Annotated in this window: 15 protein-coding genes and 1 pseudogene; 8 read left to right on the forward strand and 8 right to left on the reverse strand. The window is 46.3% G+C overall.

From position 1 onward, the window contains the following. Positions 1–2 precede the first annotated feature (2 nt). From AC55NX_RS01315 to bolA, 5 genes are all read right to left on the reverse strand, one after another. Complete coding sequence (locus AC55NX_RS01315) at positions 3–635, reverse strand: NADH:ubiquinone reductase (Na(+)-transporting) subunit D (protein ID WP_496994102.1); 633 nt, start codon at positions 633–635, stop codon at positions 3–5. After that, positions 635–1,420 carry a Na(+)-translocating NADH-quinone reductase subunit C gene (locus AC55NX_RS01320; RefSeq protein WP_496994103.1) on the reverse strand — a complete coding sequence of 262 codons (786 nt, stop codon included), beginning with the start codon at positions 1,418–1,420 and terminating at the stop codon, positions 635–637. Before AC55NX_RS01320 ends, AC55NX_RS01315 begins: the two co-directional genes overlap by 1 nt. Continuing rightward, complete coding sequence (locus AC55NX_RS01325; protein ID WP_496994104.1) at positions 1,407–2,657, reverse strand: NADH:ubiquinone reductase (Na(+)-transporting) subunit B; 1,251 nt, start codon at positions 2,655–2,657, stop codon at positions 1,407–1,409. Before AC55NX_RS01325 ends, AC55NX_RS01320 begins: the two co-directional genes overlap by 14 nt. A gap of 5 nt (positions 2,658–2,662) precedes the next feature. After that, positions 2,663–4,003: a Na(+)-translocating NADH-quinone reductase subunit A gene (locus tag AC55NX_RS01330; protein WP_496994105.1), complete on the reverse strand. Its 1,341-nt coding sequence runs from the start codon at positions 4,001–4,003 to the stop codon at positions 2,663–2,665. A 455-nt stretch (positions 4,004–4,458) separates the two neighbouring features. After that, on the reverse strand, positions 4,459–4,773 hold the full coding sequence (bolA, locus tag AC55NX_RS01335) for a transcriptional regulator BolA (protein WP_496994106.1): 315 nt from the start codon (positions 4,771–4,773) through the stop codon (positions 4,459–4,461). Between the two features lie 183 nt (positions 4,774–4,956). Between bolA and AC55NX_RS01340 the strand changes: the two genes are divergently transcribed. The 7 genes and pseudogenes from AC55NX_RS01340 (at position 4,957) to AC55NX_RS01370 (ending at position 11,602) form a co-directional block, all read left to right on the forward strand. Further along, positions 4,957–6,093 carry a methyltransferase gene (locus tag AC55NX_RS01340; protein ID WP_496994107.1) on the forward strand — a complete coding sequence of 379 codons (1,137 nt, stop codon included), beginning with the start codon at positions 4,957–4,959 and terminating at the stop codon, positions 6,091–6,093. Between the two features lie 206 nt (positions 6,094–6,299). Continuing rightward, entirely contained in the window at positions 6,300–6,869 is a 570-nt protein-coding gene (locus tag AC55NX_RS01345; protein WP_496994108.1) for a YajG family lipoprotein, read from the forward strand. After that, a complete protein-coding gene (locus tag AC55NX_RS01350) occupies positions 6,869–7,468 on the forward strand; it encodes a peptidylprolyl isomerase (RefSeq protein WP_496994109.1) in 600 nt (199 codons plus the stop codon). The genes AC55NX_RS01345 and AC55NX_RS01350 overlap by 1 nt, the downstream gene beginning before the upstream one ends. 11 nt (positions 7,469–7,479) lie before the next feature. Next, entirely contained in the window at positions 7,480–8,847 is a 1,368-nt protein-coding gene (locus tag AC55NX_RS01355; protein WP_496994110.1) for an AmpG family muropeptide MFS transporter, read from the forward strand. 58 nt (positions 8,848–8,905) lie between these two features. Then, positions 8,906–9,796, forward strand: a complete 891-nt coding sequence (gene panE, locus AC55NX_RS01360) for a 2-dehydropantoate 2-reductase (protein ID WP_496994111.1) — start codon at positions 8,906–8,908, stop codon at positions 9,794–9,796. Next, positions 9,793–10,394 (forward strand): annotated as a pseudogene (locus AC55NX_RS01365) (DJ-1 family glyoxalase III). Before panE ends, AC55NX_RS01365 begins: the two are co-directional and overlap by 4 nt. A 5-nt stretch (positions 10,395–10,399) precedes the next feature. Further along, complete coding sequence (locus tag AC55NX_RS01370; RefSeq protein ID WP_496994112.1) at positions 10,400–11,602, forward strand: aminotransferase class V-fold PLP-dependent enzyme; 1,203 nt, start codon at positions 10,400–10,402, stop codon at positions 11,600–11,602. A 49-nt stretch (positions 11,603–11,651) separates the two neighbouring features. Here AC55NX_RS01370 and csdE read toward each other — a convergent pair whose 3' ends face one another. The 3 genes from csdE to mltA form a co-directional block, all read right to left on the reverse strand. Further along, complete coding sequence (gene csdE, locus AC55NX_RS01375; RefSeq protein WP_496994246.1) at positions 11,652–12,083, reverse strand: cysteine desulfurase sulfur acceptor subunit CsdE; 432 nt, start codon at positions 12,081–12,083, stop codon at positions 11,652–11,654. Positions 12,084–12,099: 16 nt separating this feature from the next. Further along, positions 12,100–12,909 (reverse strand): tRNA cyclic N6-threonylcarbamoyladenosine(37) synthase TcdA, encoded by an 810-nt coding sequence (gene tcdA, locus AC55NX_RS01380; protein WP_496994113.1) that lies wholly within the window; start codon positions 12,907–12,909, stop codon positions 12,100–12,102. A 101-nt stretch (positions 12,910–13,010) separates the two neighbouring features. Next, positions 13,011–14,114, reverse strand: coding sequence for a murein transglycosylase A (mltA, locus tag AC55NX_RS01385; RefSeq protein WP_496994114.1), 1,104 nt, complete (start codon positions 14,112–14,114; stop codon positions 13,011–13,013). A 198-nt stretch (positions 14,115–14,312) separates the two neighbouring features. Between mltA and argA the strand changes: the two genes are divergently transcribed. After that, on the forward strand, positions 14,313–15,656 hold the full coding sequence (argA, locus tag AC55NX_RS01390; protein WP_496994115.1) for an amino-acid N-acetyltransferase: 1,344 nt from the start codon (positions 14,313–14,315) through the stop codon (positions 15,654–15,656). Positions 15,657–15,900: the final 244 nt, after the last annotated feature.

Genomic DNA, 15,900 nt, shown 5'->3' on the forward strand with positions numbered 1-15,900 from the left:
CCTTACTCCTTCGCTTCCACTTGTTCTGGTTTGAATACACGGATGACCCAAATCAAGAAGCCAATCAAGAAGAATGCAGATGGTGCAAGCAGCATCAAACCGTTTGGTTGATACCAACCACCATTATTCACTAATGGCAGAACTTCCATTCCAAAAATTTTACCCGAGCCAAATAATTCACGGAAAAAGCCAACACTGATCAGGACAAAACCATATCCCAGACCATTTGCAATTCCGTCAATAAAAGAAGGTATCGGTGCTTCTTTCATCGCAAATGCTTCAGCACGTCCCATAACAATACAGTTCGTGATGATCAAACCAACGAAAACTGAAAGTTGTTTTGAAATATCATAAAGATACGCTTTCAGTACTTGGTCAACCACTATAACTAATGAAGCAATAATTGCCATCTGGACAATGATTCGCACACTGTTAGGAATATGGTTACGAATCAATGAAACGAAAAAGTTAGAAAGAGCGGTTACAAATGTTACCGCTAATGTCATAACAAATGCTGTTTCTAGCTTCGTTGTGACCGCAAGTGCGGAACATACACCGAGGACCTGCAATGCAATCGGGTTGTTATCCAACACCGGCGCCAACAGACTCTTTTTCAGATCTTTCACAGTAGACATTAGTTCAGACCTCCGTCACGGACTTTTGCCAGGAATGGACCAAAGCCCTTATCACCCAGCCAGAAGTCAAATTGATGCTGGACACCTACACTGGTCAGCGTCGCACCAGACAGTGCATCAACGCCATGTGTAGATCCTGCAGGTGCACCACCTTTGACGATCTTAATTGCTGGTTTGTGATTTTCATCATAAAGCTTTTTACCAACAAACTGTTCACGCCAGCTTGGGTTTTCCACTTCACCACCGAGCCCAGGGGTTTCACCTTGCTCATAGTAAATGATGCCATCAATAGTATTACCGTCGGTCTCTACAGAGATAAAGGCATACATCATTGACCATAGCCCTTTACCATGAATTGGCAGGATCAAACGCTGAATTTTGCCATCTTGCTTCACAAGATAAACCAAACCATAATCAGCTCTATAGCGGATTTTTGCTGGATCTTCAGCTTCAGATAGTTTCAGAGATTGTGATTCATTTTTTGAAGCAGTACGCTGATCATACTGAGAAGCTGTTTGTCCCTCAGGTGTTTTCTCAACAAATTCACCTGTTTTAAAATCCACCAGTTTCGGTTCGATATATTGCGTATAAAGTTCTTTTACACTACCGGATGACATATCAATACCGGAAACTTCCAGAATCTTTTCCTGCTTATCCAAAACTGCGTTGATTTGTTGCTTACTACGCAACCCTACAGCTGCCGTTGAAACGATGATTGAGCACACTAAGCTCAATACGATAACAACAAACAACGTTTTCTTAATGCTATCGTTATTGTTTGCCATAGCGCGCTAATCTCCGTTTGACATTCTTTTCAACAACAATATGGTCGAACAATGGTGCAAAAAGATTCGAGAACAGAATCGCCAGCATCATTCCTTCCGGATAAGCTGGGTTGACAACGCGAATCAGGACACACATTGCTCCAATCAACATTCCATAAGCCCATTTACCTTTATCGGTAAACGATGCTGAAACGGGATCGGTCGCCATAAAGAACATACCAAAAGCAAATCCACCAAGAACTAGGTGCCAATGCCAAGGCATATTAAACATTGCGTTGGTATCTGAGCCAATCACATTAAACAGGGTTGAAAGCGCAATCATACCGATCATCACACCACCGATGATCCGCCATGAAGCAATCCCCATGTACACGATAAAAGCAGCACCAATAGCGAGCGCTAACGTAGACACTTCACCAATCGAACCGGGAATGTTGCCAAGGAATGCATCCATCCAAGAGATAGTAGCGCCTGTGACATTATTCACCAATGCACTATGACCGCCTTGTGCCCACTGACTCAGTGCAGTTGCACCAGAGAAACCGTCGGCAGCAGTCCAAACCACATCACCGGAGATCTGGGCCGGATAAGCAAAGAACAGGAATGCACGGCCTGCTAACGCAGGATTGAGGAAGTTACGCCCCGTGCCACCGAACACTTCTTTACCCACAACGACACCAAAGGTGATCCCTAGAGCGGCCTGCCATAAAGGCAATGTAGGCGGAACAATCAGTGCAAACAGAATGGACGTCACAAAGAAGCCTTCATTGACTTCATGTTTCCGCACAATACAGAACAAGACTTCCCAGAAACCACCGACAATAAATACGGTCAGGTAAATCGGAAGAAAATATGTCGCACCAAGCAACATTTTACTACCCCAACCTGCCGTATCGGCCATCAGGGTGCCACCCAATAGTTCGGTAAACCAATAATGCCAATTGCCATCAATCACACTTAGCAGTTGTTGACCCTGATAGAGGTGATTCAATGCAGCAATTGCCTGACCGCCAGCGTTGTACATTCCCCAGAACATTGCTGGGAAAACCGCTAACCAAACCATGATCATAATACGCTTTAGATCAACGCTATCACGAACATGTGAGCTTTTTTTCGTCACCGTGCCCGGTGTATAGAAAATTGTCGCGGCCGCTTCATACAGCGCATACAATTTCTCATACTTGGCTCCCGGCTCAAAATGATGCTCGATGTCTTCAAGAAACTTTTTAAGACCCATGGAAATTACCCTTCCTTCTCAATCTTGTCGAGACACTCGCGGAGTAACATGCCGTACTCGTATTTGCCTGGACACACAAAGGTACACAATGAGAGATCTTCTTCATCGAGCTCTAAAATCCCGAGACGCTGAGCACTGTCAGTGTCACCGGAACAGAGATCACGAAGGAGCAATGTCGGTTCCATGTCAAGTGGCATTATTTTTTCATAATTGCCGATTGGAACCATCGCACGCTCACTACCATTTGTGGAGGTTGTCATATTGAAAAGCTGGCCTTGGAAAAGGTGTCCAAGGTACGAACGTGTGACCGAGAATTTATGTTTACCGGGAACTAACCAGCCAAACAATTCTTTCTCACGACCTTCTCGAAGCACTGAGACTTGAAGATGATAACGGCCAAGATAAGCGTGAGGACCACTGGCTTTCACTCCGGAAAGGACTGAACCAGAAATCACACGAACTTCTCCGGGCATAATTTCGTTATCGACCAATTCGTCTAAGCTGGCTCCAATCGTCGTACGAACCAGACGAGGTTTATTCACAACCGGTCCAGCCAGAGAAACCACACGATCAACGTACAACTCTCCGGTCAAGAATAAATGACCGATAGCAATAACGTCCTGATAGTTGATACTCCAAGCCACATGGTTGAGATCCACAGGATAGAGGAAATGCATGTGTGTTCCGGGCAATCCAGCTGGATGCGGCCCTTCGAATACATGCTCTTCCACATTCGATTGAGCAGAGCGAGGTAAGCTCTTTCCTTGTTTACAAACGTAGACTTTACCTTCTGTCAAAACAGATAAAATGTCTAAACCTGCAACGAAAGCATCTGATTGTTCATTAATAATCAGTTGTGGATCAGCAGCCAAAGGATTCGTATCTATTGCGGTTACAAAGATAGCCTTGGTTGCAGAATCGATAGCAGGAACCTTGCTAAAGGGACGAGTACGGAACGCAGTCCACATGCCGGAATCAACCAACTGTGTTCTAACTTGCTCGCGATCCAAGCTTGCAAGTTGACTAGCGTCAAACTTATCGAATGTCTCCTGCGCATCACCAGCAGCTTCAATCACAACTGATTGAAGTACCCGTTTTGCACCACGGTTCACTTCGACAACTTTACCGCAGACCGGTGAAGTAAATTTCACACCCGGATTCTTCTTATCTTCAAAAAGAATTTGAGCTTTCTTTACTTCATCACCTACGCGGACATGCATCGTAGGACGCATACCAACGTACTCTTCGCCAAGCAAGGCGACTTTGCTGATGGCTTTACCATCACTTATCACCTGGGAAGGAGTTCCAGCAATAGGAAGATCCAATCCCTTCTTTATTGTAATCATACGCACTTGCACTATTTTATCGGGAAAAAGATTCTTTAAAATTCTGTAAATAACTGGCTTTGTTTAGTTATTCAAATCGGGCATAAACGCCGAGAAAACTAAATGAGCCCTAGACACGACACTGGTATCCAGCCTTGATTCTTATTTGCAACAAGGTCATAACACCCTATTTAAAACACGTCTCTCACTCATGTGAGGCATATTTATCAGACACGGGAGTGTACCATCTTTTAGGCATTTGATGCCATGATCTAAGCTGCTTTTCTTTCTTCATTACGGTGCAATATAATGCAAAAAATTATCATAAATTTGATGAATAGCACACTTATCGCAAGCAATGTCGAAAATGTATATTTTTAGTAAATAAGTTGTTCAATCAAATAGATAAGCGGATTTAAAATTCAAACAGTCACAGTGGAGACAATCATGTGTCATGATTGTAAATGCACTCACATTCAATTTTCTTTCTGGCCGCCACCATGACACATCGGACTATCAGGCACCTGAGTATTTTGTCGCCACTGTTCAGGGGTATAGGTATGAATCGACAATGCATGAACCTGACCGGCTAATTCCTCAGCTAAAACCTGATTGACTGCTCGGTGCTGTTCAATTAAACGTCGTCCGTCAAACGAAGGGCTGACAATCACAACTTTGAAATGGCTTTCAGATCCAGCAGGCACATTGTGCATATAACTTTCATTAAGCACTTGCAGGTATTCTGGCTGGAATGCCTGATGTAGCTTCGCTTCAATAGTTTCTTGTATCATGTACTTTCTCTCTCCGAGATCACCGGAAAAACGTGTTGAGCACAGCTAAAAATATTCCGGTGAACCTGTGGCGACATATATTACTACTCTCTGACGTTTAGAAAAAGGTTTCAGTATCTTGTTTGTGCTGCATTTGCGACAATAATCGACAATTTAATAAATCGACTCACCTGATTAAAAACGATGAAGACAGAATTATCATTCAACGAACGTACGCTGACATTACATCGCTACCCTGAGCAACATTATGAAAATCTACAGGCATGGGATGCCGGAGACGAATATCTCATCCATCATGTAGAAGCAATGGCATTATCTCCGGGAAAGCATATCTTGATTCTGAATGATCATTTTGGCGCCCTGTCATGTTGGTTTGCCCGCAATCATCACGTCACGCTGATGAGTGATTCATATCTGTCACATCAAGGCGTGCAACAAAATTTAGCCCGAAACGGCAACGACACAATATCTTGCCTGACAACAATGGCTGAGCTCCCTGCTGATATTGATTTGGTTTTATTTCAGTTACCCAAAAATAATCGCCACCTCATCTGGCAACTCACTCAGCTCCGCACCTCTCTACCGGAAAACTGTCCGGTTATTGCGGTCAATAAGGCAAAAGAAATTCATACATCGACATTGCAACTGTTTGAGAAATATCTGGGCACAACTCAAACGTCACTCGCTTGGAAGAAACATCGCTTGGTGTTTGCCAGTGCCGACGCGCCTCGCCAGTCAGTATCCTCGGAACTGATATGGGACATAGAGATAGATCATCAGCCGATCCGGTTGGCTAATCTACCCAATGTCTTCTCCGGAGAAAGTCTTGATCTGGGGGCGCGCTTTTTTCTTTGCCACATTCCGGAAAAACCGAACTGCAAACACATCATCGATTTAGGATGCGGTAACGGTGTGCTCTCAATCAAAGCAGGACAACAAAATCCTCAAGCAGCTTTAACTTGTATTGATGAAAGTTTCATGGCGGTTGAATCAGCCCGAAAGAATTTACACTATCATTTCGGCAACCGGGCAAATATGCAGTTTATCGCGAATAATTGTCTGGATGGTTTAGCCCCCGCGTCAGCGGATTTGATTTTATGTAATCCACCGTTTCACCAACAGAATGCCATTACCGATCATATTGCCTGGCAGATGTTCTGTGATGCAAAGCATGTTCTGGAAAAGAGAGGTGAATTATTAGTGATCGGTAACCGTCACCTCGGCTACGATGGAAAACTCACAAGAATATTTGGAAAATCTAACGTAAAAACTGTCGCGATGAACAAAAAATTTGTTATCTTACAGGCAACTAAACCGTAAGCCGCTAAACTTCTGACCATGTGGGTCAGAGAACATGAAGGACAATGGATAGATGATATCAAACCGCGCTATTCTCTCTTCAGTTTTCAGTATTGGCTTATGGATGAATCTATGATGTTTTTACACACACTTAGCGTTCCACACAGACTTGGTTTTCCATACATATCTGTTAACGTGATTACTCGATTTTGAACAAGGAACCACTCATGAAAAAACTGGTTATTGCAGCGACTGTCGCACTGCTTGCCGCCTGTTCAGGCCCACAGCAGCAACAAATCAACTTTGCCCCTCAGCCGGCCCTCAGCCAGAGTGATATTGTAAAAGGGAAATCGTTTACTCTGACGAGTAAAGATGTCAGAACCTCTCAATATGTTGCGTTAGTTGACAGCGGACGTGCCCATATCGAACCGGTTCATGCGCGTCAGAATGTTCGTATCGCGATTGAGAATGCGTTGTCACAACAATTTTCTTCTCAAGGGTTTACAACCAGCGTCAATAGCGAAAACTCAGTGACGGTAGAAATCCAAGAAGCGCTCGTTTCAGTGAAACATTCAATTATGGAAAGCGAAATGAATGCAAGCGTTGTTCTTGAAATCACCGCAGAAACGCCAACCGGAAAATTGGTAAAGACTTACCATGGTACCGCGAAGAAAACGTCAACATTTAGTGCATCAAATGATGATATCGAAATGGTCTTTAATGATGTCGTCAACAATGTCCTGAAAAAGATTGCCCAAGATGACGAGCTGAAAAACTACATGCGGGAGCACTTTTAATGCGTCAGTATCGCTTCTCAGCCCTACTGGCCTGTTGCTTTTTTTCACTGTTTAGTCTTGGCGCTTCTGCATCTCCCAGCGTGGCATTTGAAACCACGCTGGGTTCGTTTACAGTCGACTTGAACACTGAGCAAGCGCCAGTCACGGTCAAAAATTTCTTGCGTTATGTTGAAGACGGCAGTTACGTCGGCAGTATTTTTCACCGCGTCATTCCCGGCTTCATGGTTCAGGGGGGGGGATTCAGCACCCAAATGGAACGATTGAAAACTTACCCGCCAATCGCGAATGAAGCCAATAACGGTTTGTTAAATCAAACCGGAACCATTGCAATGGCCAGAACGCAGGATCCGAACTCGGCAACCCGACAATTCTTTATCAACTTGGTTGATAATGATTTTCTCAATTATGGAGAACGGCCACCAGGTTACGCGGTGTTTGGCCGGGTCACTTCAGGGTTTGACGTGATTCAAAAGATGGGTCAGCAAAAAACAGGCGTCCGGAACTACATGAAAGATGTCCCCGTAGAGCCGATTATTATCACGCGTGTTTTTGTTGTCCCTGAAAAAGACACCACAGCAACGACGCCATCAGCACAATAGAGGTTTATTCGTTGCAAAAATCATCCTATACGTGGAAAGCCACTGTTCAGAGTTATCTCGATAAACGCTTAGCATGGGTTCTCATGCTCGGCTGTTCCAGTGGCTTTCCTTGGGTCTTGATTGGTTCCAATATGTCCGGCTGGCTCAAAGATGCAGGATTTACCAATACGGATATTGGTTATTTCAGCAGTATTTTTGTCGCCTATTCGGTGAATTTTTTATGGTCTCCCCTCGTCGACCGGCTCCATATCCCGCTGGTGAGCCGATGGCTCGGGCAGCGGCGTAGCTGGATTTTTGTCTGCCAATGCATCATCTTGTTGTGCACATTAGCTATTGCTTCGTTCTCCAACCCTACCACTCATTTTATGATGACCTACGTTGTTGCGTTGGTGATCGCATTTGTCTCGGCGACTCAAGATATTGCGATTGATGCTTTCCGGATCGATAGCTTCAATAAAGCTGAAGAATCAAAGCTTCCTCAAGCTTCAGCAATGGCAGTGATCGGTTGGTGGACCGGTTATTCTCTGCCCGGTTATCTGGCATTTACCAACGCAGATCAGTACGGCTGGAACACGGTCTATTTTGGGATGGCAGCGGTGATGGTTGTGCTGATAATCTTCACGCTGATGACTAAAGAGCCAGCCACCCACCGGGATCGTTTACAGCAAAAAGCTGAAGAGCGTCACCATCAGTATATTAAATCTCCGGTACTACTGTGGCTTTCTGTCACCGTGGTCGAACCGTTTGTTGATTTCTTTAGACGAAACGGGATTCGGGTTGCGTTAACCATCTTATTATTCGTATTTTTGTTTAAAATTGGCGAAGCGTTTCTTGGTAAAATGTCAATTTCATTTTACCGGGAAGTGGGATTCACCAATGAACAAATTGGTTACTATTCGAAAATGATCGGTTGGTGGACAACGATGCTATTTACCCTGCTCGGAAGCATGGTGACTGTACGCTTCGGCATTGTGAAAGGCTTGATGATCGGGGGCGTTGCTATGTCAGCCAGCAATCTGATGTTTTCATGGATTGCGCAGACCGGCCCGAATGAACACCTGTTTCTTGCAACCATACTCGTTGATAATTTTACCACCGCGTTTTCGACCGTTGCCTTTGTCTCGTTCCTCACCTTGATGACAGGGCAAGCCTTTTCTGCAACCCAATATGCGCTATTAGCGTCTTTGGGAAATGCCGGACGTACCGTTCTCTCATCATTCAGTGGCGCGATGGTCGATTATCTGAACAACTGGCCGTTATTTTTTGTCCTGACTGCGGTCATGGTCGTCCCGAGTCTGATTATGCTTTACTTACTCCGACAGTACTTTACGGATCTGCTGGAAAAAGCGAAAGCATCCAGAAAACAGGATTGCATTTAAATCAGGCTTAATTAGACTCGCTAATCGTTGGGAACAAATTAATGAGCCATCGTAAAGCATGAATATTCTGGTTATCGGCCCGGGAGCAATCGGCTCGCTTTGGGCCATCAAATTACAGCAAGACGGACATCAGGTCGCAGTATTTGGCAGACAGACAGACTCTGAGTATCAATGCCAATTCGATGAGTCATTCTACATATTTAACAATCGTCAGCCCGATGACGTCAAACGCGCTGATCTTATTTTGCTGACCGTCAAAGCCTGGCAGGTAGCTTCTGCCCTTGATTCACTGGCCGATCTAATCGATCCGGACACAATCATCATGCTGATGCACAACGGGATGGGGAGTGTTGATGCAATTAGCGCTTTATTCCCCATCAATCCGATAATTGTAGCGACGACGACACATGGTGCTTTCAAACCATCACCATCACAACTCATCCATACCGGACAAGGGGAAACCTTGATCGGAGCCGCAAATGCGCAAGGCGACCGGTGTCAGTTTCTGAGAGATGTCTTCGACCATGCGTTGCCGGTCGTTCACTGGCACCCACAGATTGAACACGCACTATGGCGCAAACTTGCCGTCAACTGTGTAATCAACCCTTTAACCGCAATCCACCAATGTCCGAATGGCAATTTAGCATTCCCCGAATATCAAGCGCTCATCACCCGTTTGATTGCAGAAGTAAGCACAGTCATGGCCGCTGAAAAGATTCCGGTTCATGTTGAACAGCTGACCGCTCATATTTACCAAGTCATCCACGCAACATCGAAAAATCAGTCATCGATGCATCAGGATGTTTACTACCGGAGAAAAACTGAAATAGACTTTATTACCGGATACCTGCTCAGAAGTGCTCACAAACATGGGATTGCAGTCCCGGAAAATGAAGCCTTATATCAACATATCAAGACATTGGAACAACAGTGGGAGTCACTCATATGAGTTATAACATTTTGGTGCCAATTGCGACCGGCAGTGAAGAAATCGAAGCCATCACAATCATTGATGTGATGGTTCGGGCAGGTTATCACGTTGTGATTGCCAGCGCAGATCCGACCGAACAACTCGTCGTGAAAGCTTCGCGAGGCGTCATGTTGACCGCCGATATCCCGCTTCGCCAGTCATACACCAACCGTTTGATGCGATTATCCTGCCCGGAGGTCTCACCGGTGCCGAAAACTTTCGCGATAATCCGCACCTCATTGAGCAACTCAGACAGCAAAAACAAGCCGGGCGACTGGTTGCTGCCATCTGTGCGGCACCAGCGATTGTATTACATCATCATTGCCTGTTCCCGGATGCTCAGCTCACCTGTCATCCGAACTTTCAGCAACAGATTCCGGCAGCTCAGAGAAGTCAACAACGCGTGGTGTATGACAGCTCAGCCAATTTGTTAACCAGCCAAGGTCCCGGAACAGCCTTGGAGTTTTCTCTGGCAGTGATTCGTCTGCTCTCCGGAGAACAACACATGTGGCAGGTCGCTGAACCAATGGTTCCGCCTGCCGGCATAACCCCAGCTCAACCGCTTAATGAGTCGTAACCGCAATGACACTTGATATTTCGGCCATTCGCCAACAATTTTCGTCGTTAAATGATGCTTCTTATGTCTATCTGGACAGCGCCGCAACCACGCAGAAGCCACAATGCGTGATTGATCGGCTGTCTCACTATTATCAGCATCAGAATGCCAATGTTCACCGTGGCAGCCACCATCTTACCGCTGAAGCGACACAAGCATTCGAACAAGCTCGTTCATTGGTTGCTTGCTTTGTCGGTGCGGCCTCGGAGCAGGAAATTATCTGGACAAGAGGGGCAACAGAATCCCTGAACCTGATCGCTCAGAGTTGGGGAAGAGCAAACTTAGCCGCCGACGACGAAATACTGGTGAGTGAAACTGAGCATCACGCCAATATTGTGCCGTGGCAATTAGTCGCAAAGCAAACCGGTGCAAGGGTTGTCAAAATCCCGATGACGGCACAGGGTGAATTTGGCTGGGAGGCTTATACACAACTGCTCAATGCCAGGACCAAACTGGTGGCTGTCGCTCACATGACCAATGTCACCGGAGCCCGCCTACCGTTAGAAGCGATTATTCCGCTGGCTCACCAGGCGGGAGCTTTAGTCGTGGTTGACGGGGCGCAAGGCATCGTTCATGAATCGGTCAACATGGTTGAGATGGACGCTGATTTCTATGTTTTCTCCGGACATAAACTGTATGCGCCCACCGGTATCGGTGTTCTGTATGGCAAAAAGCACCTGTTGGATGCCATGCCGCCTTGGCAAGGGGGGGGCAAAATGGTCGAAAAGGTTTCTTTTGAGAAAACCACATTTACCGGATTACCCGGTAAATTTGAAGCAGGAACACCCAACATAGCCGGTGCGATTACGCTGGCTGAAGCCATTCGCTGGTATCAGTCTGTTGCAGTTGAAGACCGGGAACAGCACCTGCACCAATTACAACAGTTGGCCTATCAGGGATTAAGTCAGTATGAAGATGTGCGGGTGATCGGATACCAGCCCAACGCCAGTATTCTCAGTTTTGTGGTGGAAGGGGTTCATCATCAGGATGTTGCTACGCTCTTGGATCAACAAGGCATTATTGTCAGAGCCGGGCATCACTGCGCGCATCCTTGTATGGATGCGTTTGGCATACAGGGAACCATTCGCCTGTCTTTCGGGATATATAACACCATCGAGGATGTCAAAAAATTCATTGCCGCGTTGGAAAAAAGTCTGAGCTTTTTCTAGCGGCAGCGATCCGCATCCGCACGACACCGAGTCGTATACTGCCTGTCTGTCAGTGCTGACTCAGTGTCTGGATTTGCCGGACGATAGCACGGAGTCCGTTCCCCCGGGACGGGCTGAGATGATTCAACAGTCCTAAACGGGAAAAATAGTCTTCAATGGGAAAAGCAGCAATCGCATCGCGCGTTTTTCCTTGATAAGCAGCCATCACAATCGCGATCAATCCGCGGACAATTCTGGCATCGGAGTCCGCACAAAAAAACCACCGATCCTGTTCTGATTCAGCCACCAGCCAGACCTGACTTTCACAACCCGAGACCTGAACCCGTTCGGATTTTAAATCCTCCGGCATCACGGGTAACTGTTTCCCCCACAAAATCACCTGACGATACTTATCTTCCCAGCCGTGAAGGTTTTCCATGATCTGCTGCACATCGTCAGCGGTAATCTCGTGACCAAATGGCGACAGCGGTAAATTTGACATCATCATTCCCCTTCCGTCACTGTTGATATTTGCGGATCAATTTTTCGACAATTTTTGCGGCAGCCACAAAGCCAAAGCTTGCTGTCACCATGGTCGCAGCACCAAATCCCGTCGCACAATCCATCCGCTTCGGGCCTTCGGCCGTCGATTTCATCGCACAAACCGAGCCGTCAGGCTGCGGATATTTTAATTGTTCTGTCGAGAAAACACACTCAATGCCAAACTTGCGAGCCGGATTCTTCGGGAAATTGTAGTCTCGCCGTAAACGATCTTTCAATTTCTTCGCCAGTGGATCCTGAATGGTACGAGTCAAATCCGCCACTTGTATCTGAGTCGGATCAATTTGTCCGCCGGCACCACCAACCGTGATCACTTTGATTTTATGACGTCGGCAATAGGCTAATAAAGCCGCTTTGGCTTTCAGGCTATCGATAGCATCCAGCACATAATCAAATTCAGATTTCAGATACAGATGCTGATTGTCAGGAGAAATGAAATCATCAATCAAATTGATGCGACACTCGGGATTAATCAACCGGATTCGCTCCGCCATGACTTCGATTTTACTCTGACCAACCGTTCCTTGCATCGCATGGATCTGACGATTGACATTAGTCACGCATACATCATCCATATCGATTAAAGTCAGTTCACCGATGCCGGTTCTTGCCAGCGCTTCTGCCCCCCATGAACCAACACCACCCAAACCAATGACACAAACATGTGCCGCACGGAGAATCTCAACCGCATCATGACCGTACAGGCGACGAGTTCCGCCAAAACGCTGGTTGTAATCATCAGAAGCCGGCGTATCTAATTCACGCATCACATTCCCCAAAATTAAATATTTTGCAAAAACATCTCGAAAAAGAAAGAGTGCGATTTATACGCACTCTTGCTGCAAAAGTCTAGAACACCAGCCGTAAACTATTCTAACTTTTCCGGCGGTAAAGCCCATGGTGCCTGCGTCGGAGAATTTTCTAACCCCAGTTTCCACACCCGGCCAAAATGACGATAATGACCGGCGGCAATCCCTGCGCGTTCGCCCATGCCATGATACAGATCGAGATGATTATCTTTCACTGCACCACCGGTATCGAGCACAATCAACACTCGCAACTCATGTGTCCCACTCCAACTGCCATCCGCATTGAGTAATGGTACTTCCGCCAGAATCGGGGTGCCCATCGGAAATATCCGTCGGTCACCGGCAACCGAAGCCATGGGAAGCAGTTGAATGCCTGCCGAACCGGTCACTGGGGCCGCGGCTCTCGGTTCAAAAAACACATAGGAAGGATTCTGTTCCAGCAAGGTTTTCACTTCATCTTCAGGATGCGTCATGACCCAGTGCTTGATGGCTTTTAACGACATTTCTTCACGCGGAATCTCGCCCTGATCGATCAGCACTTTACCGATACTGATATAGGCCTTGTTGTTTTTACCGGCATACGCAAAATATTCCAGAGAATCGTCATCGCCGAAATGGACAAATCCGCTACCCTGAACCTCCATAATGAACGGGTCAATCAGATTGGCGGCATAACCCAGTTCCAATCCTTGTCCGGTGAGTGCCCCGGCATAAATCTGTGCCCGGGTCGGACAATCGGCCTCACAGACCGGCATGGCATACACCGGATAATGAAACACCTCATCCGGTGTATGACGCAATTCAATCACCGGTGAAAAATAGCCGGTGAATAATACATTTCCCTGTTGATCGCCACCTTGGAGCTGAGCAGCCTGAATCCCGTACTGTTGTAATTCTGCCGGATCGCCACTTTGTTGTATCCACTCTTTCAGCTGTTGATAAAGCGGCTGATAAAGCATCGCCAGCGACGGAGAGTTCTGTACCACCAGATCACTCTGGAGCGGAAATTCGGTAAAGTCCCGCGGCGTATTCGACGTAATGCTTTCAGTGCGGTTGAGATCATCTGGCAGTGTGCCGTCAAGATATTGCTGAGCACGATCGGTCGGGTGCACACACCCATTGAGTATCACAGACGCCAACATCAAGCCCAATATTTTTTTCACAGTTCGTTTTCCATCATTTACGGTTGGCAAAGCATGACAAATTGATCCATCATCTGCAATCGACAGTACGGATATTTAGACGAAATTTATCAACTTCTGACGTGCAAACCATCATGAACGAAAAAGCAATAAAAAACGCTTGCTCAAGACTGAATAAAAAGTCATTATTTCAACATAAATAAACATGGATATTTCACTGTGAAAAATAGAAGTACTGCACTGGTTAAAGGTTTTCGCCAATCAACACCATACGTCAATGCTCACCGTGGGAAGACAATGGTCATCATGCTCGGCGGTGAAGCGGTCGCGGACAAAAATTTCACCAATATCATCAGTGATATTGCCCTGCTTCACAGTCTGGGGGTAAAGCTGGTCGTGGTTCATGGTGCTCGTCCGCAAATCAATCAGATTTTGCAGGAGCAAGATTGCGCAACGCCTTACTATAAGGGCATCCGGATCACCAATGAGAAGGCTTTACCGCTCGTCATGCAGGCCGCAGGTCAACTCCAGCTGTCAATTACCGGCAAACTCTCCTTAAGTCTGAATAATACCCCCATGGCGGGAAACCAGCTGAATATCGTCAGTGGTAACTTTGTCATTGCCCAGCCTTTAGGGATTGATGAAGGGATTGATTACTGTCACAGCGGACGAGTGCGCCGTATCAATATCGATGGGATTAACCGGGCTTTAGAACAGGGCTCCATTGTCTTGCTGGGACCAATCGCCAGCTCAGTCACCGGTGAATGTTTTAACCTGTTGTCGGAAGAAGTCGCCACGCAAGTCGCCATTCGTCTCAAAGCCGACAAACTGATCGGGTTTTGTTCCGAACAAGGTATTATTGATGAGCACGGCAATGCGATTGCCGAACTGTTTCCGGCCGATGTCGAAGCGCTACTGAACCGAATGGAACCCGATCCCGAAGACAAAGAGCAACAGGACAATCATACCGGCAGAGTTCGTTTCCTCAGAGCAGCGATTTCAGCCTGTCGTGCGGGGGTGCCTCGCAGCCACTTGGTCAGCTACAAAGAAGATGGTGCGTTGATTCAAGAGTTGTTCTCTTTTGATGGTATCGGTACTCAGGTCGTCATGGCCAGTTCAGAACAAATTCGTCAGGCCACCATCGACGACATCGGTGGTATTTTCGATTTAATTCAGCCGCTGGAAGAGAAAGGCATTTTGGTTCGCCGTTCGCGAGAACAGCTTGAACAAGAGATTCATCGCTTCACCATCATTGACCGAGATGGCCTGATTATCGGCTGTGCCGCGCTTTATCCCTATGTGGAAGAGAGCATGGCAGAAATGGCATGTGTCGCCATTCATAATGAATACCGAGATAGTAACCGAGGGTTGATGCTACTGAATCATATGAAAGGTCAGGCGAAAAACATGGGCATTAAATCTATGTTCGTGCTTACCACGCATAGCTTACACTGGTTCAGAGAACAGGGATTTGTCGAAATGGATGTCAGTTCACTACCAGCGATCAAACAAAACCTGTACAACTATCAGCGCCGCTCTAAAGTTTTGAGTCTCGAACTGTAACGGGTGTGGATGGTCAAGGCTTGGAAGATCACTTGATGCGATCAATCATGTTGCTACATCCAAGCCAGTTCATTGCACTGAAACTGAACAGATAACAAACAGCTTTACTCTATTTTCAAATTGTGTAAAATTCACCCAATCAGTTGAGGGATACAATTTTTGCAACGCAGATCACAGTATTTACTCAAGATGAAAAGTAATGCAAGGATGCTTTTAGTCACTAAATTAGTCATTAAGAGCACAG

The organism is Vibrio rubrogenes (assembly GCF_059641415.1).

Bases quoted from the DNA above. Each gene is read 5' to 3' on its own strand.
- AC55NX_RS01315 (WP_496994102.1), bottom strand. From the start codon at position 635: ATGTCTACTGTGAAAGATCTGAAAAAGAGTCTGTTGGCGCCGGTGTTG.
- AC55NX_RS01320 (WP_496994103.1), bottom strand. From the start codon at position 1,420: ATGGCAAACAATAACGATAGCATTAAGAAAACGTTGTTTGTTGTTATC.
- AC55NX_RS01325 (WP_496994104.1), bottom strand. From the start codon at position 2,657: ATGGGTCTTAAAAAGTTTCTTGAAGACATCGAGCATCATTTTGAGCCG.
- AC55NX_RS01330 (WP_496994105.1), bottom strand. From the start codon at position 4,003: ATGATTACAATAAAGAAGGGATTGGATCTTCCTATTGCTGGAACTCCT.
- bolA (WP_496994106.1), bottom strand. From the start codon at position 4,773: ATGATACAAGAAACTATTGAAGCGAAGCTACATCAGGCATTCCAGCCA.
- AC55NX_RS01340 (WP_496994107.1), top strand. From the start codon at position 4,957: ATGAAGACAGAATTATCATTCAACGAACGTACGCTGACATTACATCGC.
- AC55NX_RS01345 (WP_496994108.1), top strand. From the start codon at position 6,300: ATGAAAAAACTGGTTATTGCAGCGACTGTCGCACTGCTTGCCGCCTGT.
- AC55NX_RS01350 (WP_496994109.1), top strand. From the start codon at position 6,869: ATGCGTCAGTATCGCTTCTCAGCCCTACTGGCCTGTTGCTTTTTTTCA.
- panE (WP_496994111.1), top strand. From the start codon at position 8,906: ATGAATATTCTGGTTATCGGCCCGGGAGCAATCGGCTCGCTTTGGGCC.
- AC55NX_RS01370 (WP_496994112.1), top strand. From the start codon at position 10,400: ATGACACTTGATATTTCGGCCATTCGCCAACAATTTTCGTCGTTAAAT.
- csdE (WP_496994246.1), bottom strand. From the start codon at position 12,083: ATGTCAAATTTACCGCTGTCGCCATTTGGTCACGAGATTACCGCTGAC.
- tcdA (WP_496994113.1), bottom strand. From the start codon at position 12,909: ATGCGTGAATTAGATACGCCGGCTTCTGATGATTACAACCAGCGTTTT.